Source organism: Sinobacterium norvegicum, from assembly GCF_923077115.1.
Taxonomy (GTDB): domain Bacteria; phylum Pseudomonadota; class Gammaproteobacteria; order Pseudomonadales; family Sinobacteriaceae; genus Sinobacterium; species Sinobacterium norvegicum.
The window spans coordinates 184,461-206,383 of sequence record NZ_CAKLPX010000001.1 but is presented as its reverse complement, the minus strand read 5'-3'; the positions used below and the strand labels follow the sequence as shown (position 1 = coordinate 206,383).

20 protein-coding genes are annotated in these 21,923 nt (G+C 49.4%); 6 read left to right on the top strand and 14 right to left on the bottom strand.

Annotated features, from left to right (window positions below; all coding sequences use genetic code 11):
* Positions 1-17: 17 nt before the first annotated feature.
* The gene (locus tag L9P87_RS00925; RefSeq protein ID WP_237442799.1) at positions 18-1,046 is read left to right on the top strand and encodes a glycosyl transferase family protein; all 1,029 of its coding nucleotides are present in this window, start codon (positions 18-20) and stop codon (positions 1,044-1,046) included.
* A gap of 22 nt (positions 1,047-1,068) precedes the next feature.
* On the opposite strand, the gene galE is transcribed toward L9P87_RS00925, so the two are convergent.
* Positions 1,069-2,082, bottom strand: a complete 1,014-nt coding sequence (gene galE, locus L9P87_RS00920) for a UDP-glucose 4-epimerase GalE (RefSeq protein WP_237442798.1) — start codon at positions 2,080-2,082, stop codon at positions 1,069-1,071.
* 117 nt (positions 2,083-2,199) lie between these two features.
* Between galE and trmA the strand changes: the two genes are divergently transcribed.
* The gene (trmA, locus tag L9P87_RS00915) at positions 2,200-3,294 is read left to right on the top strand and encodes a tRNA (uridine(54)-C5)-methyltransferase TrmA (RefSeq protein ID WP_237442797.1); all 1,095 of its coding nucleotides are present in this window, start codon (positions 2,200-2,202) and stop codon (positions 3,292-3,294) included.
* An 18-nt stretch (positions 3,295-3,312) separates the two neighbouring features.
* Here the strand turns inward: trmA and L9P87_RS00910 are convergent, their stop codons facing one another.
* From L9P87_RS00910 to L9P87_RS00890, 5 genes are all read right to left on the bottom strand, one after another.
* The gene (locus L9P87_RS00910; protein ID WP_237442796.1) at positions 3,313-3,675 is read right to left on the bottom strand and encodes a hypothetical protein; all 363 of its coding nucleotides are present in this window, start codon (positions 3,673-3,675) and stop codon (positions 3,313-3,315) included.
* A 9-nt stretch (positions 3,676-3,684) separates the two neighbouring features.
* Entirely contained in the window at positions 3,685-4,128 is a 444-nt protein-coding gene (gene dut / locus L9P87_RS00905; protein ID WP_237442795.1) for a dUTP diphosphatase, read from the bottom strand.
* A gap of 105 nt (positions 4,129-4,233) precedes the next feature.
* The gene (locus L9P87_RS00900; protein ID WP_237442794.1) at positions 4,234-4,962 is read right to left on the bottom strand and encodes a TSCPD domain-containing protein; all 729 of its coding nucleotides are present in this window, start codon (positions 4,960-4,962) and stop codon (positions 4,234-4,236) included.
* A 71-nt stretch (positions 4,963-5,033) separates the two neighbouring features.
* Positions 5,034-7,181 carry an adenosylcobalamin-dependent ribonucleoside-diphosphate reductase gene (locus tag L9P87_RS00895; protein ID WP_237442793.1) on the bottom strand — a complete coding sequence of 716 codons (2,148 nt, stop codon included), beginning with the start codon at positions 7,179-7,181 and terminating at the stop codon, positions 5,034-5,036.
* Between the two features lie 655 nt (positions 7,182-7,836).
* The gene (locus L9P87_RS00890; protein WP_237442792.1) at positions 7,837-8,814 is read right to left on the bottom strand and encodes an NAD(P)H-quinone oxidoreductase; all 978 of its coding nucleotides are present in this window, start codon (positions 8,812-8,814) and stop codon (positions 7,837-7,839) included.
* 143 nt (positions 8,815-8,957) lie between these two features.
* Between L9P87_RS00890 and L9P87_RS00885 the strand changes: the two genes are divergently transcribed.
* From L9P87_RS00885 to L9P87_RS00875, 3 genes are all read left to right on the top strand, one after another.
* The gene (locus tag L9P87_RS00885; RefSeq protein WP_237442791.1) at positions 8,958-9,797 is read left to right on the top strand and encodes a hypothetical protein; all 840 of its coding nucleotides are present in this window, start codon (positions 8,958-8,960) and stop codon (positions 9,795-9,797) included.
* A 70-nt stretch (positions 9,798-9,867) separates the two neighbouring features.
* Positions 9,868-10,521, top strand: a complete 654-nt coding sequence (locus tag L9P87_RS00880; protein ID WP_237442790.1) for a TetR/AcrR family transcriptional regulator — start codon at positions 9,868-9,870, stop codon at positions 10,519-10,521.
* A 191-nt stretch (positions 10,522-10,712) separates the two neighbouring features.
* Positions 10,713-11,993: an NAD(P)/FAD-dependent oxidoreductase gene (locus tag L9P87_RS00875; RefSeq protein ID WP_237442789.1), complete on the top strand. Its 1,281-nt coding sequence runs from the start codon at positions 10,713-10,715 to the stop codon at positions 11,991-11,993.
* Positions 11,994-12,068: 75 nt separating this feature from the next.
* On the opposite strand, the gene L9P87_RS00870 is transcribed toward L9P87_RS00875, so the two are convergent.
* On the bottom strand, positions 12,069-13,184 hold the full coding sequence (locus tag L9P87_RS00870; RefSeq protein ID WP_237442788.1) for a polyamine ABC transporter substrate-binding protein: 1,116 nt from the start codon (positions 13,182-13,184) through the stop codon (positions 12,069-12,071).
* A gap of 144 nt (positions 13,185-13,328) precedes the next feature.
* Positions 13,329-14,429: an extracellular solute-binding protein gene (locus L9P87_RS00865; protein WP_237442787.1), complete on the bottom strand. Its 1,101-nt coding sequence runs from the start codon at positions 14,427-14,429 to the stop codon at positions 13,329-13,331.
* Positions 14,430-14,738: 309 nt separating this feature from the next.
* Here L9P87_RS00865 and L9P87_RS00860 point away from each other — a divergent pair, with 309 nt between their 5' ends.
* Positions 14,739-15,281 (top strand): TetR/AcrR family transcriptional regulator, encoded by a 543-nt coding sequence (locus L9P87_RS00860; RefSeq protein ID WP_237442786.1) that lies wholly within the window; start codon positions 14,739-14,741, stop codon positions 15,279-15,281.
* A gap of 48 nt (positions 15,282-15,329) precedes the next feature.
* Here L9P87_RS00860 and L9P87_RS00855 read toward each other — a convergent pair whose 3' ends face one another.
* From L9P87_RS00855 to L9P87_RS00830, 6 genes are all read right to left on the bottom strand, one after another.
* Positions 15,330-16,148 (bottom strand): ABC transporter permease subunit, encoded by an 819-nt coding sequence (locus L9P87_RS00855; RefSeq protein WP_237442785.1) that lies wholly within the window; start codon positions 16,146-16,148, stop codon positions 15,330-15,332.
* Positions 16,141-17,058 (bottom strand): ABC transporter permease subunit, encoded by a 918-nt coding sequence (locus L9P87_RS00850; RefSeq protein WP_237442784.1) that lies wholly within the window; start codon positions 17,056-17,058, stop codon positions 16,141-16,143. The genes L9P87_RS00855 and L9P87_RS00850 overlap by 8 nt, the downstream gene beginning before the upstream one ends.
* Positions 17,055-18,182, bottom strand: a complete 1,128-nt coding sequence (gene potA, locus L9P87_RS00845; RefSeq protein WP_237442783.1) for a polyamine ABC transporter ATP-binding protein — start codon at positions 18,180-18,182, stop codon at positions 17,055-17,057. Before potA ends, L9P87_RS00850 begins: the two co-directional genes overlap by 4 nt.
* A gap of 76 nt (positions 18,183-18,258) precedes the next feature.
* Positions 18,259-19,638: an aspartate aminotransferase family protein gene (locus tag L9P87_RS00840; RefSeq protein WP_237442782.1), complete on the bottom strand. Its 1,380-nt coding sequence runs from the start codon at positions 19,636-19,638 to the stop codon at positions 18,259-18,261.
* A gap of 56 nt (positions 19,639-19,694) precedes the next feature.
* On the bottom strand, positions 19,695-21,029 hold the full coding sequence (locus L9P87_RS00835) for a glutamine synthetase family protein (RefSeq protein ID WP_354001871.1): 1,335 nt from the start codon (positions 21,027-21,029) through the stop codon (positions 19,695-19,697).
* 80 nt (positions 21,030-21,109) lie between these two features.
* Positions 21,110-21,868: a gamma-glutamyl-gamma-aminobutyrate hydrolase family protein gene (locus L9P87_RS00830; protein ID WP_237442781.1), complete on the bottom strand. Its 759-nt coding sequence runs from the start codon at positions 21,866-21,868 to the stop codon at positions 21,110-21,112.
* Positions 21,869-21,923 lie beyond the last annotated feature (55 nt).

The following is a 21,923-nucleotide window of genomic DNA, read 5'->3' as shown; positions in this document are numbered from 1 at the left end:
CACAGAGCCACAACCACATGAATAAAAAAAGAAAAATCGATCTCGTCGCCCGTCCTGACGAACACCCTTTCGCGCAATATATTCGAGTGATTGGCAAGGGCAAGAAAGGATCTCGCAGCTTCAGCTATGACGAGGCTGTTGATGCCATGACCATGGTTTTTAATGGCCAGGTAACCGACTTTCAACTCGGCGCCATGCTGGCCTTGCTACGCGTTAATGAAGAGAGCCCTGAGGAGCTGGCTGGCTTTGTCACCGCCGCCCGCAACCACATACAGGCACCCACCTCAATTGCTGTCGACCTCGACTGGTCATCCTATGCCGGCAAGCGCCGTCAGCTACCGTGGTATTTATTAGCCGCGTTATGCCTCGCCGACAGCGGTTTACGGGTCTTTATGCATGGCGCCAAGGGCCACACTGCCGGCCGCATCTACTCAGAGGATGTGCTGGCCTATTTAGGCATCGATGCCGCCACAGATTGGCAGCAGGTTGGCAGCCAACTTGACAGCGACAACTTCGCTTTTATGTCCCTACAAACTTTATGCCCGCCACTGCAACGCATTATCGAGCTACGCAATGTCATGGGGCTGAGAACGCCGGTACACACCCTCAGCCGATTGCTCAACCCACTGGCGGCCGATTACAGCCTGCAGAGCATCTTCCATCCCGCCTATGGCCCCAGCCATCAGCGCGCCGCACAGATTCTGAGGCAAAAGCACGCGCTGGTAATCAAGGGGGAAGCGGGTGAATTTGAGCGCAAGCCGGATGCCAGCTGCGCCTTGCTGAGCGTGGATGACAGTCAATTGAGCGAACAAAGCTGGCCCAGATTGACCGAAGAGCGTATGCCGAAGCTGGAAAGCCTCGATGTCGACAGACTCGCCGCGGTTTGGCATGGCGAGCACGATAGCTATGGCGAGAAAGCCATCCTAGGAACCATCGCACTGGTATTACACCAGCTGGGCAAGGCCGACGATCACCAGCAAGCCTATCGATTAGCCGAGACCTATTGGCAGCAGCGCAACCCCAACCGCATCAAACAGGATGGCTAATCGGCATCCTGTGATCGACATATTAGCCTCGGTAACCATCCGGGTTTTGGCTTTGCCAACGCCAGCCGTCTCGCGCCATCTCGGTAATACCCAGCTCGGCCTTCCAACCTAAAGCAGATAAGGCCAAGGCAGGCTCTGCATAGCAACTGGCGATATCGCCAGGGCGACGCGGGGCAATGGTATAAGCAATGGCTTTGCCCGAGGCCTGTTCAAAAGCGGCAACGACCTCTAATACGGAATAGCCCTTGCCTGTGCCGAGGTTATAAGCAACGGCACCGGGCTTCTCAGCCAGCTTCTGCACCGCCTTTAAATGCCCCTTGGCTAAGTCGACTACGTGAATATAATCGCGCACACCGGTGCCATCGACGGTGTCATAATCATCACCAAATACCTGCAGAGCATCCCGCTTGCCGATGGCGACCTGGGTAATAAACGGCGTCAGATTATTGGGGATACCGTTGGGATCCTCGCCAATAAGACCGCTCTCGTGTGCTCCCACCGGATTGAAATAGCGCAATAGCACAGTATTCCAGCGCGAATCAGCCACCGGTAAGTCACCTAGCATTTCCTCTACAATCAGTTTTGAACGACCATAAGGGTTGGTAGCGGACAGCGGACTATCTTCAGTAATCGGCAGCACTTCCGGGTCACCATACACTGTCGCCGATGAGCTAAATACCAGATCGAAAACATCATGCTCAGCCATCACTTCACACAATACCAATGTGCCGGCAACATTGTTTTGGTAGTAACGCAGCGGCTGTGCCACCGACTCGCCGACGGCTTTTAGGCCAGCAAAGTGAATCACGGCGGTAATCTCATGCCGGGTGAAAATAGCCGTTAAGGCGGCTTTATCGCGGACATCGGCATGATAAAAAGTTGGCGATTGATTGGTAATCGTTTTCACCCGCGCCAAGGACTCCGCTGAGCTGTTGGTTAAATTATCGACTACCACCACATCGTAGCCCGACTGTAACAACTCGACACAGGTATGACTGCCTATATAGCCGGCTCCGCCGGTCACCAAAATACTCACACTTTTCTCCTAAAATTCTGTCACCTACAATTTATCTCACTCTAACATATTGCACTCACACGATATCAGTTATAATCGCGACGTTTTTCAGTTCACTCATCACTTGGTTTATTTGCTATGCCACTCAGCCAGTTTAAGCCCGAACAATACGATCAATTACTCAACGACAAGGTTGCCACCACCCGCGCCCTTTTCGACGATGTCGCCATGCCTGAGGCAGAAGTCTTTGCCTCGGATAAGCAGTACTACCGTATGCGCACCGAATTCAAAGTCTGGCACCAAGACGATGAGCTTTACTACGTGATGTTTAACCCTGCGGCGGCAAAAAAACCGGTTCGAGTCGATAGCTTTCCCGTCGCCGGCGAGGCCATTAACACACTGATGCCGGTGCTGATCGAGGAGCTTAAAAGCTCTACCACGCTGCGCCATCGACTGTTTCAGGTTGAATTTCTGTCGACCTTGGCCGGCGATATGCTGGTGACTCTGATTTACCACCGCCAGCTCGACGACCAATGGATCAGCGAGGCAACGGCACTAAAAAAACGCCTCGGCATCGATATTATTGGCCGTGCCCGCAAGATGAAAATCTGCCTCGATCGCGATTTTGTGATCGAAAAATTGCCGCTGAGCCTGGGTGAGTTCAGCTACAAACAGGTAGAGGGTGGCTTTACCCAACCCAATGCCAAGATGAACTGCAGTATGATTAACTGGGCCGTCGATGCCAGCAAAGATAATGGCGGCGATTTGGTCGAACTGTATTGCGGCAACGGCAACTTTACCCTGCCGCTGTCTCGCCAGTTTGATAAGGTACTGGCCACCGAGATCTCCAAGACCTCGGTGCACTCGGCACAGTACAATATCGCCGAAAACAACATCGATAATTTGACCATTATTCGCATGTCGAGCGAGGAATTTACCCAGGCGCTCAACGGCGAGCGCGAGTTTAGGCGGCTGAAAGGTGTCGATCTCGACAGCTACCAGTTCTCGACTGTTTTAGTCGACCCACCCCGCGCCGGCCTCGACAGCGAAACCGTCAAGCTGGTACAGCGCTTCGACAACATACTCTATGTCTCATGCAACCCGCATACGCTGGCCGAAAACCTCACCACTATTAATCAAACACACGAGGTGGTTAAACTGGCCTTTTTTGATCAGTTTCCCTATACCCATCACATGGAAACCGGTGTCTACCTGAAGCGCCGAGACAGCTAATCCAGCTCGCCATAATCGCTATTGCTGCTCGATCTGATAGCGATTATTGCCATCGACGGTAATGATTATCTGATACAGCTGCCAGCGCTCGACTCGCTTAACCAGAATACCGCTGGCACGGTTCAAGCCCTGCTTCGCGACAAAGCGTAGACGCCCAACGGGTTGTAAATCGACTTGTTGTTCGACCACCCCACCCGCCGGTATCGCCGGCACCGACTGACCATTAGCCGCGGTAATACCCGAACCCGTTAAGACAAAGCTATCGACGGCTCGGGGGCTATTATTGACCACGACTAATTGCAGCGTTGTCGGCCTATTAAGCCCATAAAATAACGCCGCTAACAGTACGAGACTGATAGCGGCGATCACAATCTTATTCATTGCCAGGTTTTACAGCGCAGAGCTGCCCGTGCTGCCGTAACCACCCTCGCCGCGATCGGTCTCGGGTAACTCATCGACTAGCTCGGGGGCAAAATAGGCGGCTTTTTCGATGATTAGCTGGGCAATCTTATCACCAAAATTAACGCTGAAATCGACCTCGCTGCTGTTGAACAAGATAATGCCAACCTCACCACGATAATCGATATCGATCACCCCGGCCATCACGTCAATGCCATGTTTATAGGCCAAGCCGGAGCGCGGGGCGACACGACCATAGTGGCCAGCCGGGAGCATCACCGCATAACCCGATTTCAACAGCGCTCTCTGCCCTGCAGCAATCACAGTATCTTCACCGGCATAGGCCAGATCGATACCGGCGGCAAACTCATTACCACGACTCGGTAGTGGCAGGAGATGATCACCCAAACGCTTGAATTTAACAGTTGTTGTCATCGAATGTTCTCACTTAATAATAGGTTTAATGACTTAAACACAGAAGCCATACAAGACAAAGCCCGCGTCATAGCGGGCTTTGTTTACGGTGACACACAACAGTGATTAACCGCACTTAGAATCGCCGCAATTGAGGCAGGTATTACACCCATCCATACGGATAACCGCTTTATTAGAGCACTTATTGCACATCACCGCAGCGGATGGAAAGGCAGCATCACCCTCGGTTGCATCGGCACTACCCGGATTTTGAGCGCTTTCATACTCAGCACGTTTGGCATCGATAAACTTCTTTTGCGTCTCATCAAGGCCGTCATTCTTAATCAGACCAATCATCCGCATATGCGACTCGATAGCCTCACCAATCTCGGCAACCAACGACGGCATAAACTTACCGCCGCGCTTGAAATAACCACCCTGAGGATCGAACACCGCCTTCAACTCTTCCGCCAGGAAGGTAACATCGCCACCTTTACGGAAAACAGCAGAAACAACCCGCGTCAAGGCCACAACCCACTGAAATTGATCCATGTTTTTAGAGTTGATAAACATCTCAAAAGGACGGCGCATCTCGTGCTCTGTGCCGGGGTTCAACACAATATCATTAATTGTAATGTATAGCGCATGCTCGGAAAGCGGCGTCTTAATCTTGTAGGTAGAGCCCAGCAGCATCTCAGGGCGGTCAACGCTCTCATGCATGTGAACAACATTGGCCATCGCCTGATCTTTCGCTTCCTGCTCTGCAACAGCCTGCGCCTGCTCCGTACGGGCTTTCTCTTCTTCTGCGTTAACTACTTTATAGCCAACAATTTTCTTACTAATCTTGGTCGCCATGCGGCCTTCCTCACTGATACTTGCTATACGCCGCCGTATATTAACATTTGCGGCGGCGTTTATTAATTGATTTAGAACTTACCGTAATAACCTTCTTTTAAGGCGTCGAATAAATTGGCAGCACTGTGTGTTTCACCGTCATATTCGATCTCTTCGTTACCCTTCACTTCAATGGTCGAGCCATCGTCGAGGGTGAATTTATACAGCGTATTTTCTAAGTCTTCCTCTTTCACCAAGACCCCTTGGAAGGCCTCAGGGTTGAAGCGGAAAGTGGTGCAGCCCTTGAGACCCTGGTCATAGGCATACATGTAAATATCTTTGAAGTCCTCATAGGGGAAATCAGTCGGTACGTTGGCGGTCTTGGAGATCGATGAATCGATCCATTTCTGCGCCGCCGCCTGTATATCCACATGCTCGCTTGGCTTAACATCGTCGGCGGCAATAAAGTATTCCGGCAACTTGGTGGCCTCGTCAGTACTGAAAGGCATCGCATCGTTGTTAATCAGGGCACGATACGCTAACAGCTCGTAGGAGAAAACATCGACTTTCTCCTTACTCTTCTTGCCTTCGCGGATAACGTTACGGCTGTAGTGATGAGCAAAGCTTGGCTCGATACCATTACTGGCATTGTTGGCCAGCGACAGAGAGATCGTCCCGGTTGGAGCTATCGATGAGTGGTGACTGAAACGGCTACCCTCTGTCGCTAACGCCGCAATCAATTCAGGGTCGGCCTCGGCAATTTTCTGCATATAACGGCTGTACTTGGCCAGCAATTCACGGCCCTTTAACACATCGCCAGCCTTGTGGCCGTCGGCGCGCATCTCTGGGCGGTGGCGTAGCATTTCTTCAGTGACGGTAAACTCTTCTGTCATCACTGGGGCCGCTCCCTTCTCACGAGCAAGATCGAGACCTGCACGCCATCCGGTCAACGCCATCTGCTTGCTGACCTCCTCAGTAAAGGCAACAGAATCGGAAGAACCGTATTTCATTTGCAGCATCGTCAAGGTTGAACCAAGACCGAGGAAACCCATGCCATGGCGACGCTTACGCTCGATCTCTGCGCGCTGCTCCGGCAATGGCAAGCCATTGATCTCAACCACGTTGTCAAGCATTCGAGTAAAGACTGCAACAACTTCAGCGTAGGCATTCCAATCAAAATAGGCCTTGTCAGTAAAAGGCTCACGAACAAATCGCGTCAGATTAACCGAGCCTAACAAACAGGCACCGTATGGCGGTAAAGGCTGTTCACCACAAGGGTTGGTCGCACGAATGTCTTCACAGAACCAATTGTTGTTTTGATCGTTAACCTTGTCGATCAGAATAAAACCAGGCTCGGCATAATCGTAGGTAGACGTCATGATGACGTTCCACAGTTTCTCGGCCTTAATCGTGCTGTATATCTTACAGGCAGTACGACCTTCTGCATCGGTGATATAAGTATCTTTGACCGGGAAATCACGCCAGATAACCTGGCTGCTGTCGTTTAATTCCAAGCCATCTTGCTTGGCTTCTTTCTCGGTTACGGGGAAAGAAAGTGGCCAGTCAGCATTGGCTTTAACCGCTTCCATGAATTCTTCGGTAATCAGCAGTGACAGGTTGAATTGACGCAGGCGACCATCTTCACGCTTGGCACGGATAAATTCGACAACATCGGGGTGACAGATATCAAAGGTGGCCATTTGTGCACCGCGACGGCCACCGGCAGACGAGACGGTAAAACACATCTTGTCGTAGATATCCATAAAGGACAGCGGGCCTGAGGTATAAGCACCGGCACCGGAAACATAAGCACCCTTGGGGCGCAGGCTAGAAAACTCATAGCCAATACCACAACCAGCCTTCAGCGTTAAACCCGCCTCATGCACCTTGTTGAGAATGTCGTCCATCGAATCACTGATGGTGCCTGAAACCGTACAGTTAATTGTCGAGGTAGCAGGCTTGTGCTCCTTGGCTCCGGCATTTGAAATAATACGGCCGGCGGGGATAACACCCTGTCTTAATGCCCAAAGAAACTTCTCATACCACTCTTTACGTACTTTTTTGTCCTCAACATCAGACAAGGCTCTAGCCACACGGCTATACGTTGCATCGATGTCTGTATCGACAGCTTCACCGTTCTTTGCACGGAGGCGATACTTGGTGTTCCAAATATCAAGCGAAGCATCCTGGAGAGTAATTTCTTCAGAAGTATTCGGCACAGATTTAAGGGTGGCAGGCATGAAAAGGTCCTTGTCGTTCAATCAACAGTCGTTGTGTAAAATAAAATAGGTTCGTGGAGGGAAAATCAGCAAAATCGCCCTGCTGGTGGGCATCCGTGCTCTCGACCACTACATCTTGTGTGTCTGAAATAAATATTCGCAAATTTATTCGACGTCGGCAAGCACTAAAAACAACTAAAATGGGCTGACTCGCTACCATGCTTGCTGAGCCGTAAGTGGCTACTCTCAATAGACCGTAAAAACCACAACTGGATCACAGAGTCAACGACTGTCTTAGGCATTAAACCACTATATATAGTGGTCGATATTACGGATTGACTATATGTAGTATTTTTTATGCGCTGACCGCAGACAGGGCTGACGGGGGAAAAGTGCTCTAACAAGGTCTTTTTCAGCCAATTTTTTAACCAACGGGATGAATACCGCTAGAGAATAACCCCAGCAAGTGTAGGGATGATATAGATCAATATTCGACACGCATTATCGCGCTACTATAACCATACTATAAATAAGGAGATAGCCATGTATATTGATGAAACCATTGTTGCTGGACTATTAGTCATTGCCGCTACCACCGTGGTGATTGCCGGTGTGCTTTATATGATCGTACGGGATGTTAAGGCCGGTAAATAACCCGGCCGTCGCAGGGTTTACGCTAGGTCAGTAAAACAATTTTTCCGATATGGCCATTCGATTCCATCCTTTCGTGGGCCTGTACCGCCTCGGCCATGGCAAACTCACTGTCGACAACAATTTTAAAATCGCCGCGAGCAATAATAGGCCAACACTGCGCAACGACTTCGCGGCACAGCGCCGCCTTAAACAGCCCATCTCTGGCACGTAGCGTCGAACCCGTTAAGTTAATACGCTTTAGCATTATCGGCATCATATTAACTGTGACCGAGGCGCCTCGAAGGAAAGCAATACTGACAATCGTGCTGTCGAAAGCGGCCGCCTGTATATTACGCTCAATATAATCACCCCCAACCATATCGAGAACCACATCGACCCCTCGCCCCTGAGTCAACTCCCCCACCCGCTCAACAAAGTCAGTCCGCTGGTAATCAATCGCCTCTGCGCCAAGCTGCTGACAGAACTGTCGCTTGGTATCACCACCAACAGTGGTAATCACCTTAGCCCCCTTGGCCAGCGCTAGCTGAATAGCTGCCAATCCAATGCCGCTACAGCCACCGTGCACAAGCAGTGTTTGACCTGGCTGCAAATTGCCGCGCTGAAATACATTATGCCAAACCGTCAGCACCGTCTCAGGCAGCGCAGCCGCATGTTCAACACCAATACCTGAAGGGATCGGCATACAGTGGTCAGCTGTCGCCAGGCAATATTGCGCATATCCGCCACCGCCAACCAGTGCACAGACCTGATCGCCCAGTGCAGGCCATTCAACGCCACGGCCAACCGCCACCACCTGTCCCGATATCTCAAGCCCCAACACCTCAGATTCGCCAAGTGGTGGCGGATACAACCCCATGCGCTGAAAGACATCGGGACGATTAACCCCCGCCGCCGCGACCGCAATTATCACCTGGTTTTCACCAGGCTCAGCGAGTTTATTGACGTCACGCCACCGCATAATATTGGCCTGACCCGCACCCTCACAGACAATCGCCTTCATTTCTATTCCTAATATTTGTTATTTTTCAATCAATTGAAAAAACTTGGTATTTACGTTCACTGACTATAGAACACTAAGCAAGCTTGTTATAAGCTAAATTAAACGACGTATCGATAAAATAACTATAAAAAAGGTTTTATACGATGTTTAGCTTATCCACTGTGTGGCTACTGTCCACTGGGTTTATCGCCACCATTGCCGCGTTGTATTATTTCTCTCGCCATCAGGGCAAGCAACAACAATATCGCCAACAACAGGGCCTACAAGCTAACGCCGCACTGCTGAATACAATGCAGCTTATCCAGCAACACCGTAGCCTCAGCAGCCGAGAAGAATCGGGCAAGCCGGCATTACAACGTCAGATTCAGCAAACCCGTGAAGCCATCGATCACAATATTGCCTGTATTGACGCGGATTTCTCCAGCGCCATTAGTTTTTTCAACAGCGCCGTTTGGCACGCATTTACCGCCGACTGGCAAAGCCTAAGTAATCACTGGCAAGTGCTGACAACACTCGACAATATCAACAGCCACTGCCTGCTGATTAAAACCTTGCTCGAAGCTATTCCCCTTGTCAGCATAGACAGCCAACTCGATTGCACCACCGCCGACAACAGACTTTACCACCTGCTAAGATCTGCACCGCTACTGGTAGAAAAGATCGGTCAATTTCGAGCGCTTTGTAGCGCTACAATTTCCGATGCCGAGCTACCCAGTGACGAGCTAACCCAGCAAGTCATCAAATTAGGCTTGGCCATCAATAAAGAATTAATTGATCTAAATAGCAGCTTAGATATGCCTGCGAGTTGTCACCAACCGATTGCTGATATCACCCAAACAATCTCCGCTCCCCGCACTGAAAACAACACCCCAGCACTGGCCGTCGATGATCTCTACGAAAAAACCAGTGTTGTTACCGATGCGTTGGTAGACAATATTCGTCACCGATTAATTAAAGCCGGGCGCGAAAACATAACAGGCTGACAGCAAAAATACATTGCTGTGCTACTCTGAAATTTCCCCTCAGAGAAAGCGGCACAGCGAGACTTTAGGCATGTTAGACAACCATTATGTATCCAGCTCTTCACGCACAAGCTATAGCAGCCTCGTTAGTCAGGCACTGCAACAATCGTCACACAGACAAAGACTCAGCCCAACCAAGATGCGTCGCCGACAAGCACTATTGAACGCCGCCTTTGAATTGGCGAATACCGGCACACTCCATGAGCTGAATATTCAAGCCATTGTTAAGCGTGCAAAAACCACTCGCACCACCGCTTACAACTATTTTGAAAACAGTGACGCGCTGATCAGTGAACTATTGCTACAGTGGTTTAGTCAATGCTTGGAGGAGGCGGCCAAACAGCTCGACAGCCTCAGCCACTTCGGCGGGCTAGAGAACAACAACAGCCAGAACATCGCCATTTTGCTCGCTAAGATGTATCAACACCCGAAAATGATTGCCCTGCTACTCCACGGGCTATCGAGCTGCAGCCAATATAGAGCAACGCAACAGTACCATCAGGCGCTGACGATTTTTCTCACCGTTAACCAACAACCCGAGCAAGCCAAGCTGTTATTTCACGGAGCCCTTGTCGCCCTGGCCAGTGGCGCAGATTTTGCGACCACGATTAGCACACTCGATCAGAATTCATTATCAACACATACACCAAAGGACATTGCCAACGCCACGATTCCTATTCACTGACCTCTTTGATTTCCAATGTGCGGTAGCTTATGGCCCTACGATCCCTCCCCATTATCGTAGGGTCATTTTTTTGCCAATGATGTGACCAACGAACGCGTAAAAAAAACCACAATTATCGTTTAAAATAATTAACACTCGAGCTATGATAACCGCATAATGCTGACAACAGTTTTAACTGCGGAAACCTTCTTATGCAAAATCATTACGCTGCCGAATCCTATTATCTAGCCAGTGCCAACACACGCCCCGAACACCCACGCCTACAGGGAGAACACGATTGTGATGTCTGTGTTATCGGCGGCGGATTCACCGGTGTTAGTGCGGCACTTAATCTGGCTGAACAAGGCTTTAAGGTAATACTGTTAGAGTCATACCATATCGGATGGGGCGCCACTGGACGCAATGGTGGTCAGGCTGGCGGCGACCCGAGACTCGGCGTAGATGAATTAGAACAACTGGTTGGCGTTGAAGATGCACACCGTCACTGGGATTTGAACTATGCCGCCCTCGACGATATGAAGGCGAGAATAAAGCAGCACAATATCGACTGTGACTGGCAGGATGGCATTATTAATAGCTTCCACAAAGCGTCATACGACAGTGAATACCGCCACTACCTCGATAAACTGCACAAAGATTATGATGCTGACTTTATCGAGTATATGGATAAAGACACCGTTAACAACACGGTTTCCAGTGATCAATTCCACGGCGGTCTTTACAATAAACGCAGCGGGCATCTTCACCCTCTTAATTTCGTCCTCGGCCTGGCCAAGGCTGCCGTTGATGCGGGCGCGCACATCTTTGAGCACTCTGAGGTGCTCAGTTACGATGACAAGACACCGACAACTATTAATACTGCCGAGGGTAAGGTCAAGGCAAAATACGTGGTACTGGCCTGTAATGGTTATTTGGGCAAAACTGAAAAGCGCCTGAGTTCGTCGATCATGCCAATTAACAACTTTGTCTTGGCCACGGAACCACTGGGCAAGGAACGTGCTGAGCAGTTAATCAAAAACAATGCCGCTGTTTACGACACTCGCTTTGTGGTCAATTACTGGCGCATGACGGCAGATCATCGCCTACTATTTGGCGGCGGCGAAAACTACCGTAACGCCTTCCCCTCTAACCTGAAGGGTTTTGTGCGTGATTATATGCTGAAGATATACCCTCAACTCGACAATGTTGGCATCGATTACGCCTGGGGCGGCACCCTCGCCATTACCATGAATCGAATGCCTGACTTTGGTCGTCTGGCGCCGAACGTTTTCTATGCCCAAGGCTACTCTGGCCACGGCGTGGTACTGGCGGCCTTTGCCGGCAAGTTGATTGCAGAAGCCTTAACCGGCACCGCCGAGCGTTTTGATCTGCTTAGCAACGCACCGATGAAAAAATTCCCCGGTGGCACCCTGCTGCGCTACCCCGGGCTCGTCGCCGGCATGTTGTACTACTCCTTGCGCGATCGCCTGTAAGGCTACGACATCAACAAAAAAGCCGACTGTAATGTCGGCTTTTTTGTTGATGATCATCCTTTTCTCGCAAGACTTTTAACGGCCAGCGCGGAATCGCCCCCATAAGCGAGAGCCAAAACGATCAACGGCCGGCGGATAAACCTCGAACATGAAAAGATTATTCATCACCTGCTCGCTGGGGTAGACACCCTTATTGTCGCGGATCTCTGCATCGAGCAGCGGCAAACTCGCCGGTATCGCATTGGGGTAGCCAACATAGTTGGTCACCTCGGCAATCACCTCTGGGCGCATTAAGTAATCAAGAAACAGATGGGCGGCCTCCGGGTTGGGCGCATCCTTGGGAATGACCATCATATCAAACCACAGTCCGGCACCTTCTTTAGGAATGATATAGCTGATATTCATCCCTGTTTCGGCCTCTGCAGAGCGATCTTTAGCCATCTGCGCGTCGCCCGACCAGGCCATGGTGACACAGACATCACCACCAACTAAGCCATTAATATAACTCGAGCTATGGAGCGTTTTAATATCGCCACGAATCTTGTTGAGCACTGGCACGGCCTCACTCTTCATCACCTTAGTACTGTGCGTTGTGACATCGGCGCCAGCATAGCTGAGCGCTGAGGGAATTACCTCATCCCAGGCATCCAGCAGGTTAATACCGCAGTGCGACAGCTTGCCAGTAGTCGCCGGATCAAACAATAACGACCAACTATCGAGCGCTGCGTGCTCACCGAGGGCTGCCTTGACCATATCTTCATTAATCGCAATACCCGTGGTTCCCCAAAGATACGGCACACCGTAGGTATTACCGGGGTCGACGGCGTCTAATCGTGCCATCAGAATCGGATCGAGCTGAGAATAATTAGTTAACTGCTTCTTATCGAGCGGCAGAAACAAATCGGCCTCGATTTGCCGTGCCATAAAGTTGTGTGACGGCACCACTAAATCATAACCACTCTGGCCGGTCAGTAGCTTGACCTCCAATGTGTCATTGGAATCAAAGACATCGTAGACTACCTTAATACCGGTTTGCGCCTCGAACTTTTCTATTGTTTTGGGGCCGATATAATCGGTCCAGTTATAGATATTTAACGTCTGCTGCTGAGCCAATGCACTGGCCGCAGAACTGAGGGACAAGGCAACAATCGCCGTCTTTACCGCTGATGAAAACATAATAAACCTAATCATTTAAAAACCAATTTCAGGCGATGATAATAGCTCAACAACCAAGCTCCAACAATCATTGTAGAACGGATTAACAGTTCTTAACCTTCACTTTTTACAGACGAAAAAAAAGGGCTTTCGCCCTTTTTATAAGCACTGCATCAAGACTTACTTACCGCTTTGAACCTGAGCCCATACACGGGTCGCTGCACGGTCATACTTATCCGGTGTGATAAGGAAAGGGAATAGCTTCGCCTCAGTCTCAGCATCAGGATAAATTGAAGTATCGTTTAAGATCTCTTCTTCAATCATCGCCTTAGAAGCAGGCACTGCATTTGGATACCAAACGTAGTTACTGATACCGGCCATCACGTCAGGGCGCAGCAGATAGTTGAGGAATTTGTGCGCGTTTTCAGGGTGCTCAGCATCCTTAGGCACTGTCAGCATATCGAACCAAAGACCAGCACCTTCTTTAGGTATGGTGTAGGCAACTTCAACGCCGTTATCTGCTTCTGCAGCACGGTCAATAGCCTGAATGATATCACCAGACCAACCAACAGCTAGACAAATGTCACCATTGGCCAAATCGTTAATATACTGTGATGAGTGGAAATAAGTAATATACGGGCGAATTTCAAGCAGCTTATCCAGTACTGGGCCACGGGTTAAGGCAATACTGTGGTCGTTTGGATCCTCACCAAGGTGGTTTAACGTGGTAGGGATAATCTCGTCCCAGGCATTGAGCATGGCGACACCACACTCAGACAGCTTAGAGATATTCTCAACGTTGTAAACCAGATCCCAGCTATCTACCGGTGCATCTTCGCCAAGAATCTCTCTGACTTTATCGACGTTATAGCCGATGCCAGTCGTACCCCAAAGGTAGGGAATACCGTGAGCATTACCCGCATCCATCTTCTCAAGACGGGCCATCATTTCAGGATCGAGATTCTTGTAATTAGGGATTTTTGATTTGTCTAGCGGCTGAAAAACGCCGGCTTGAATCTGGCGAGCCATAAAGACTGATGAGGGAACTACGATGTCATAACCGGTCTTACCCGCCATTAACTTCGCTTCAAGCACATCGTTACTATCGAATACATCGTAGATAACTTTAATGCCGGTTTCTTTTTCAAAGTTGGCCAGGGTATCTTCGGCGATATAATCGCTCCAGTTATATACGTTTAAAATCTTTTCTTCTTCGGCGATGGCCGTGGTGGCTGTAACGGCTAGGATAGCTGTTGCAATCGCGTGTTTTATTATTTTCATTTCAACCTCGTTGGGTCTAGCTTAAGAGAATTTTAATCCATCAAATTTAGCTAATCTTGAATGAATATTTACAGTCAAAATACTTAATCAGCTTATCAACACAAAACGCTACTGTTAAGTATTATTTACACATATTTACATATTTTTTACGCACTAATTTGTACCATCACCGCCTCAAAAAAGCGCCATTTTAGAATGACGAGCCGAACTGATAGAATAACGCTAAATCAGAGGGATAAACCAGTGACTAGCACACCAATTAATACCGATAAACGGCGCACCAGAAGCCAGCTAACTCGAAAGAAATTAATGAGTGCGGCACTATCATGCTACGAGCAACAGGGTATTCTATCGACTACCATGGACGACATTGCCACGTCTGCCGGTGTCGGCCGAGCGACATTGTATCGGCACTTCAGTAACAGAGACGAGGTGCTCACCCAAGTCGTGATCAAGGATTTAGAAGAGTTGCAGCAACTGTTACAAACTCGTATCAAAAAACAGCCCAATGCGCAGGAGTATTTTGTCGAGGGTGTATTGCTGATTCTGAGAGAAACTCCCAAAAGAGCGATGTCAGTGATCTTGTTTGGCGAGCACTCCGCCGCCCTAACCAGTCGGCTGACGCTGTCACAAGATGCTTTCAAAGAGCTTGGCGAACAAATGCTAACGCCGTTTTATCGCTACGCCCAAGTAAATAATCAACTTCGTCCCGGTGTCACGCTGGCGCTGATGGTCGAATGGGTTACCCGGGTAGTGGTTTCCTTCGTCACCAACCCTAGTCGTATTTTAAAAACCGAAAAACAACTGCGTGCCTTTCTCTACCCTGCTCTGGTCAGCCCACTGTTGAAATAAAATACGGGGGAAGCATCATGCTTACCCCGCGGATCTTGTTACATCATTTTAGTCATTTGCAAAGGCCAGCTTCATTTCCTCTTGGCGTTTGCGTTCCTGTCGACGCATATACCACCAACCGATAAATGTACCCAGCGAAATAACCAATACCAACAACGTTGCCAAGGCGTTAATCTTAGGGCTGACACCCATCCGAACACTGGAGAAAACCAACATCGGCAAAGTGGTAGAACCCGGACCCGAAACAAAGCTTGAGATAACCAGATCATCGAGTGACAGCGTGAAAGACAGCAACCAGCCCGAGGCCAGGGCCGGGGTAATTTGAGGCAGCGTAATCGACCAGAACGTGCGTGCCGGCGTTGCGCCCAAATCCTGTGCAGCCTCTTCGATTGACTTGTCCAACTCGGTCAAACGTGACGTCATGATGACCGCCACATAGGCCATACAGAAAGTAATGTGGGCAATGGTAATAGTAGTAATACCGCGATCCATATTAAAGGTCACGAACAACAGCAACAGCGATAGACCGGTAATAACCTCTGGCATAACCAGTGGCGCCGTTACCATGCCGGAAAACAACGTGCGGCCGCGGAAATAGCGACGATTGATCAGCACGTGTGCCGCCATCGTTCCCAAAATTACCGCACTGGTTGCACTCATTGCCGCAATGCGCAGGCTGTTCCATACCGCCCGCAACATTGCCTCATCCTGAAACAGCTCGGCATACCATTTGGTTGAGAACCCCCCCCAAACGGTTACCAACTTAGATTCGTTAAACGAATAAAACATCAGTATGAAAATCGGGCCATAGAGAAATAGAAAGCCAAAAAACAGCACACTGAATGACGCTACTTTAGATTTAGTCATTTTTTGCACTCTCCATTTCCTTCGCCTGAACATATTGGTAAATCATAATAGGAACGATTAATACCAGTAGCATGGAGATAGCCAACGCTGCAGCACCAGGCCAATTACGCGCACTGAAGAACTCTTGCCACAATAACTTACCGATCATGACTGTATCTGGACCACCCAGTAATTCAGGAATAACAAATTCTCCTACCGCAGGGATAAACACCAGCATCACACCAGCAACAATACCGGCAAGCGACAGCGGCAATGTAATTTTGAAAAAGGTGGTCACAGGTGAGGCACCAAGATCACTGGCCGCCTCAATCAGGCTTTGATCATGCTTCACCAAATTGGTGTACAACGGTAATATCATAAAGGGCAAATAGGCATAGACAATACCGACATAGACGGCGAACGGGGTATGCAACATATGTATTGGCTGATCAATAATGCCGATACTTAATAACGCATGGTTAATCAAACCGTTATTTTTTAACAGACCTAACCAGGCATAGATACGTATCAGAAAAGAGGTCCACGATGGCAGGATAACCAGCATCAGGGCAACGCTGCGAGTTGACTCTGGCATTTTAGAGATCACATAGGCAATTGGGTAGCCAATCAACAGGCACAGAAAAGCAGAGGTCGCGGCAATACGCAGTGAGTTTAAATAACCGTCTAAATAGAGTTCATATTGAAACAGGTCGACATAGGCAAAGAAATTCAGTGCTAGCTGATATACCTCTTCCATGCTGTCCCATATCACCAGTGGCGTCACTGGCGGCTGAGCGCGAATCGATTCAGCAAAACTGATTTTCAACACAATAGCAAAAGGAACTAAGAAAAAGACCAGCAACCAAAGATAGGGAATACCTAAGACAGTGCCGCTACCTATTCTATCGAGTAAAGGGCGTGAATGGCTCATGATATTAACACCACCCCGCTGTTCTGCTCCCAGTTAATGTACACCTCGTCTTCCCATGTGATAGCAGCGTCTTCTCCGTCACCAACAATGCGGCGATGGCTGTTGCTAGACTGCACCATGACGATAAAGCCAGAGGATAATTTTACATGGTAGATAGAATGACTGCCTAAATAGGCTATTTCCTCGACCACACCCTTGGCCACATTGTAAGTCTGATCAGGTTTGGTCTTGCTGATCGAAATTTTCTCTGGCCTGATCGCATAGGCCAAGTCCATTCCCATACGTCCAGCCACACCGTGACCGACAAGGATATTGCTGCTTAACGACGGTGAATCGATTTCAACATGATCACGCTCATCGACAACCAACTTGCCATCAAAGACGTTAGCCGAACCGATAAACTCAGCGGTATAGCGGCTGTTTGGCTGCTCGTAGACCGAGTGCGGCGAACCCACCTGACGGATGATACCCTTGTGCATGATACCGACCCGGTCGGCCATGGTCATCGCCTCTTCCTGATCGTGGGTTACCATAACGCAGGTAACACCGACGTTTTCAATAATCTCTGCAACCTCAAGCTGCATACGGGTACGCAGCTTCTTATCCAGCGCCCCCATTGGCTCATCGAGCAACAGCAACTTAGGTTCTTTTGCCAAGCTACGCGCCAGGGCAACACGCTGACGCTGCCCCCCGGAGAGCTGGTGCGGTTTGCGCTTGGCAAACTTGGTCATCTGTACCATGCCTAACACATGATCCACCTTATCGCGGATAAGCGCCTTGGGCATCTTATCCTGCTTTAAACCAAAGGCGATGTTCTGCTCTACTGTCATATGAGGAAACAGCGCATAGGACTGGAACATCATATTAATAGGACGCTGATACGGTGGCATCTCTCTTAGGTCATCGCCATCGAGTATCATATGACCAGCACTTAAGTTTTCAAAGCCGGCCATCATTCTTAACAGTGTCGACTTACCACAGCCAGAGGCGCCAAGTAGTGCAAAAATTTCGCCTTTGTAAATATCAAGACTGACATTATCTACCGCGGTGAAATCATCAAAATTTTTACTGACATTTTTGATTTGAAGACAAACTTCACGTTGGTTACTGGAACCATCTGACATTACTTAACCCCTATTATGATGCTGGATGTAATTTTTATTCTTGCGCTTACTAATAATTTAACAGTCAACACTAGCACTAACCGTTGCTCATGCCGTAATGTTCTGCCACAAAATCTAAACTCTGCTTGGTAATGGCAATCAATTCGTCAATCTCTTCACGGCTAATCGTCAACGGTGGAGAGAACAGCATCGTATCTGCCGTGGCACGTAGAACCAAGCCATTTTGCAAAGCAAAGTTACGGCACAGGCTACCAGTATCACCTTGATTAGGGAAAAATTCACGGGTCTCTTTATTGGCACACAACTCGATGGCAGCGACCAAGCCAATGCTGCGCACCTCGCCAACAACCGGGTGGTCGGCAAAGGTTGCCAACTGCTCTCTGAAATACTTACCGGTATCGTTAGCTGCTTTTTCGACCAACTCCTCGTCGCGGATAATCTTGATATTCGCCACCGCCACCGCCGCCGACGCAGGATGCCCCGAATAGGTAAAGCCGTGGTTGAAATCGCCGCCCTTCTCGACCAATACATTGGCCACCTTATCACCGACAATAACCCCGCCCATGGGCAAATAACCCGAGGTCATCCCCTTGGCAACAGACATCAAATCAGGGGTATAACCAAAGTGTTGACAACCGAACCACTGGCCAGTACGCCCAAAGCCACAGATGACCTCATCGCTGACCAACAGAATATCGTACTGGTTACAGATCCGCTGAATTTCAGGCCAGTAAGTAGACGGTGGGATAATAACACCGCCGGCACCCTGCAGCGGCTCGCCAATAAAGGCGGCGACATTCTCTGCGCCGAGCTCTAGAATTTTCTCTTCTAACTTTTGTGCTCGCTGAAGACCAAACTCTTCAGGGCTAAGATCGCCGCCCTCGGCAAACCAATAAGGCTGTTCGATATGGTCGACAAACTGCATCGGCAGTCCCTCGTCCTGTTTATGCATATAACCCATGCCACCTAAACTGGCGCCGGCAATCGTCGAGCCATGATAGGCGTTGTGACGGCCGATAATATATTTCTTCGATGGCTGCTCCTGACACTGCCAATAGCGGCGTACCATACGCACAACCGTATCGTTAGATTCAGAGCCTGAGCCGGTAAAAAATACGTGATTGAACCCCTCTGGCGTCACATCCTTTATCAACGCCGCTAGCTCAGCCGCCGGCGGATTAGTCGTGCCAAAAAAACTGTTGTAATACGGCAGTTGTTTCATTTGTTCGGCGGCAACATCAGCCAACTCATCACGACCATAACCAATGTTGACACACCACAAACCAGCAAAACCATCGAGGGTCTTGGTGCCCTCACTGTCATACAAATAAACCCCTTCAGCACGTTCAATAATTCGGCTACCGGTCTCTTTCATCTCGGTAAGGTTGCTGAACGGATGCAAATAGTGGTCGCGATCCATTTGTTTGAGGGTTTTATTATCCAGTGACTGGTTCATTGTCGAATCTACCTATAAAAATTATTATTTAAAACGGTCCCGTGACGCAGCAGCAACTAGACGTTGCGCAGTAAATGTTCACGTTCCCAAGGGGTGATGACACTGAAGAAGTCATCGTATTCTTTTGCCTTGATCGAACTGTAAGCCTTAATAAAACGCTCGCCTAATACGTCTTTCAATTCATCACAGCCATCGAGTAAACGCAGTGCGTACTCTAGGTTGCGAGGGATTTCGAAGTCTTCATCGTAGGCAGAGCCGTCCATGGGGTCCGTCGGTTTTAACTGCTCTTTCATGCCCAAATAACCACAGGCAAGGGTGACTGCCATGGCAATATAAGGGTTGGCATCAGCACCAGGCAGGCGGTTCTCAACGCGGGTACCGCGTCGATTACTGATCGGCACTCGCAAACCCACAGTACGGTTATCGACACCCCATTGCAGATTAATCGGCGCGGAGTTATCACGCATAAAGCGACGATAAGAGTTCACATTAGGGGCAAACAGAGCAGTGGCCTTACGCAGATACTTTTGCAGGCCGCCGATATAGTGATAGAACGACTCGGTGTATTCACCGTCTTTTTCGCCGGCAAAAATATTGTTGCCGTCCTTGTCTTCGATACTCTGGTGGATATGCATGGCGCTGCCGGCTTGATCATCCATCGGCTTGGCCATAAAGGTGGCATAAACATCGTATTCCATCGCTGTTTCGCGCAGCAGGCGCTTAAAGGTAAACACCTCGTCAGCCAGCTGTAGCGGATTACCATGCTTGAAGTTAAGTTCGTACTGAGAGGTGCCCGATTCGTGAATCAGGGTGTCGACATCGAGCCCCATGGCATCACAATTGCGGTACATGTCATCGAACAATTTACCGAATTCATTGACCGCCTCGACACTGTAAGAAAGGCAGGCTGTTTCGCGTCGACCTGAACGGCCAACTGGCGCCTCGATAGTTTGGTTCGAATCAATATTTTTAGCGACCAGATAAAACTCCATCTCTGGCGCCACAACCGGTACCCAGCCCTCTTTGTCATACAGAGCCAAGATGCGTTTGAGAACCGAGCGACAGAGCAGCGAGTCGTCCAGCTGTTCATTATCGTCGTGAATGATCTGGGCGGTAGACTTCTCCCAAGGCACGACGCGTATAGAAGCCAAATCAGGCGTCATCACAATATCGGGTTCGACACCATCGACTAACTCATCCCAATCGTCAGACCAATCGCCGTTGACTGTTTGTACAAACAGACTTTCAGGCAGTCGCATACCCTCTTCATTAACGAAATGATCCGCCGGGATAATCTTACCGCGGGCGTTGCCGGTGATGTCAGGCACAAGGCACTCGACATCTAATATATTATTCTTTTCTAACCAGGCTTTAATTTCTAACATCGACATGTGGTTTCACCTATTTGAAGCTAATTTTATACGGGCTTTTACCCACTAAAAGAATACCCCCCAAGGGGTGTCTCTACGTTTTAGCGGCTTTTAGCACGCTCACGACAGGCATTACCAAACGCCTCAAACAGGGATAAATATTGTGGGTGCTGCTGCAGTTTCCACTCAGGATGCCACTGCACAGCCATGGTAAAGGCCTCGGCATCTTTGACACTGACGGCCTCAATCAAACCATCATCGGCAGTTGCCTCCGGCAGCAACCCCTCACCCAGCCGGTCAATACCCTGGCCGTGTAGTGAGTTGACCATAATAGATGTCTGGCCCACTATGCCACGCAGCCTGCCCGCTTCAGTTGTCGTCACGGGGTGCGCCACGGCATACTGCTGATCCAACGTCAGCTCACCATCTTCACGGTGGTCAGCCATTCCTTCCACCTGGTGGACGCGGTAGTGAATAGAGCCGCCAAAGGCGACGTTAATTTCTTGAAAACCACGACAAATACCCAGCAATGGAATTTTTCGTTTTACCAACTCGGGGATTAAAGGCAGCGTGGCCGAATCTCTGGCCGGATCAATAATTTCTTCCGAGGGGGCGGCTGGGCCACCGTAGTGATGCGGCTCGATATTGGCATAGCCACCGGTCAATAAAAATCCATCAACCTGATCGAGCAAATCGATAACGTCTTGACTGTGTGCCAAGGCGGGCAGAATGAGAGGAATAGCACCCGCCCCCTCAACGACGGCTTTGATATATTTTTCACCCGCCATGTGAAAAGGGTGTACGCCTGCCATCTTGCGGTCGGCACAAACTAAGACGACCGGTTTTCGCTGTATAGCCATTTTTTAATACCCGTAAAATCTTCCAAACACGTTAAATTCCAACCTAATAATAAGC

What these genes read in the sequence shown, in the direction of transcription:
- L9P87_RS00870 (WP_237442788.1), bottom strand. Translation starts at nt 13,184, where the DNA reads ATGATTAGGTTTATTATGTTTTCATCAGCGGTAAAGACGGCGATTGTT.
- trmA (WP_237442797.1), top strand. Translation starts at nt 2,200, where the DNA reads ATGCCACTCAGCCAGTTTAAGCCCGAACAATACGATCAATTACTCAAC.
- L9P87_RS00855 (WP_237442785.1), bottom strand. Translation starts at nt 16,148, where the DNA reads ATGACTAAATCTAAAGTAGCGTCATTCAGTGTGCTGTTTTTTGGCTTT.
- L9P87_RS00850 (WP_237442784.1), bottom strand. Translation starts at nt 17,058, where the DNA reads ATGAGCCATTCACGCCCTTTACTCGATAGAATAGGTAGCGGCACTGTC.
- L9P87_RS00880 (WP_237442790.1), top strand. Translation starts at nt 9,868, where the DNA reads ATGTTAGACAACCATTATGTATCCAGCTCTTCACGCACAAGCTATAGC.
- dut (WP_237442795.1), bottom strand. Translation starts at nt 4,128, where the DNA reads ATGACAACAACTGTTAAATTCAAGCGTTTGGGTGATCATCTCCTGCCA.
- L9P87_RS00875 (WP_237442789.1), top strand. Translation starts at nt 10,713, where the DNA reads ATGCAAAATCATTACGCTGCCGAATCCTATTATCTAGCCAGTGCCAAC.
- L9P87_RS00925 (WP_237442799.1), top strand. Translation starts at nt 18, where the DNA reads ATGAATAAAAAAAGAAAAATCGATCTCGTCGCCCGTCCTGACGAACAC.
- potA (WP_237442783.1), bottom strand. Translation starts at nt 18,182, where the DNA reads ATGTCAGATGGTTCCAGTAACCAACGTGAAGTTTGTCTTCAAATCAAA.
- L9P87_RS00890 (WP_237442792.1), bottom strand. Translation starts at nt 8,814, where the DNA reads ATGAAGGCGATTGTCTGTGAGGGTGCGGGTCAGGCCAATATTATGCGG.
- L9P87_RS00865 (WP_237442787.1), bottom strand. Translation starts at nt 14,429, where the DNA reads ATGAAAATAATAAAACACGCGATTGCAACAGCTATCCTAGCCGTTACA.
- L9P87_RS00840 (WP_237442782.1), bottom strand. Translation starts at nt 19,638, where the DNA reads ATGAACCAGTCACTGGATAATAAAACCCTCAAACAAATGGATCGCGAC.
- L9P87_RS00860 (WP_237442786.1), top strand. Translation starts at nt 14,739, where the DNA reads ATGAGTGCGGCACTATCATGCTACGAGCAACAGGGTATTCTATCGACT.
- L9P87_RS00900 (WP_237442794.1), bottom strand. Translation starts at nt 4,962, where the DNA reads ATGGCGACCAAGATTAGTAAGAAAATTGTTGGCTATAAAGTAGTTAAC.
- L9P87_RS00910 (WP_237442796.1), bottom strand. Translation starts at nt 3,675, where the DNA reads ATGAATAAGATTGTGATCGCCGCTATCAGTCTCGTACTGTTAGCGGCG.
- L9P87_RS00835 (WP_354001871.1), bottom strand. Translation starts at nt 21,029, where the DNA reads ATGTCGATGTTAGAAATTAAAGCCTGGTTAGAAAAGAATAATATATTA.
- L9P87_RS00885 (WP_237442791.1), top strand. Translation starts at nt 8,958, where the DNA reads ATGTTTAGCTTATCCACTGTGTGGCTACTGTCCACTGGGTTTATCGCC.
- L9P87_RS00830 (WP_237442781.1), bottom strand. Translation starts at nt 21,868, where the DNA reads ATGGCTATACAGCGAAAACCGGTCGTCTTAGTTTGTGCCGACCGCAAG.
- L9P87_RS00895 (WP_237442793.1), bottom strand. Translation starts at nt 7,181, where the DNA reads ATGCCTGCCACCCTTAAATCTGTGCCGAATACTTCTGAAGAAATTACT.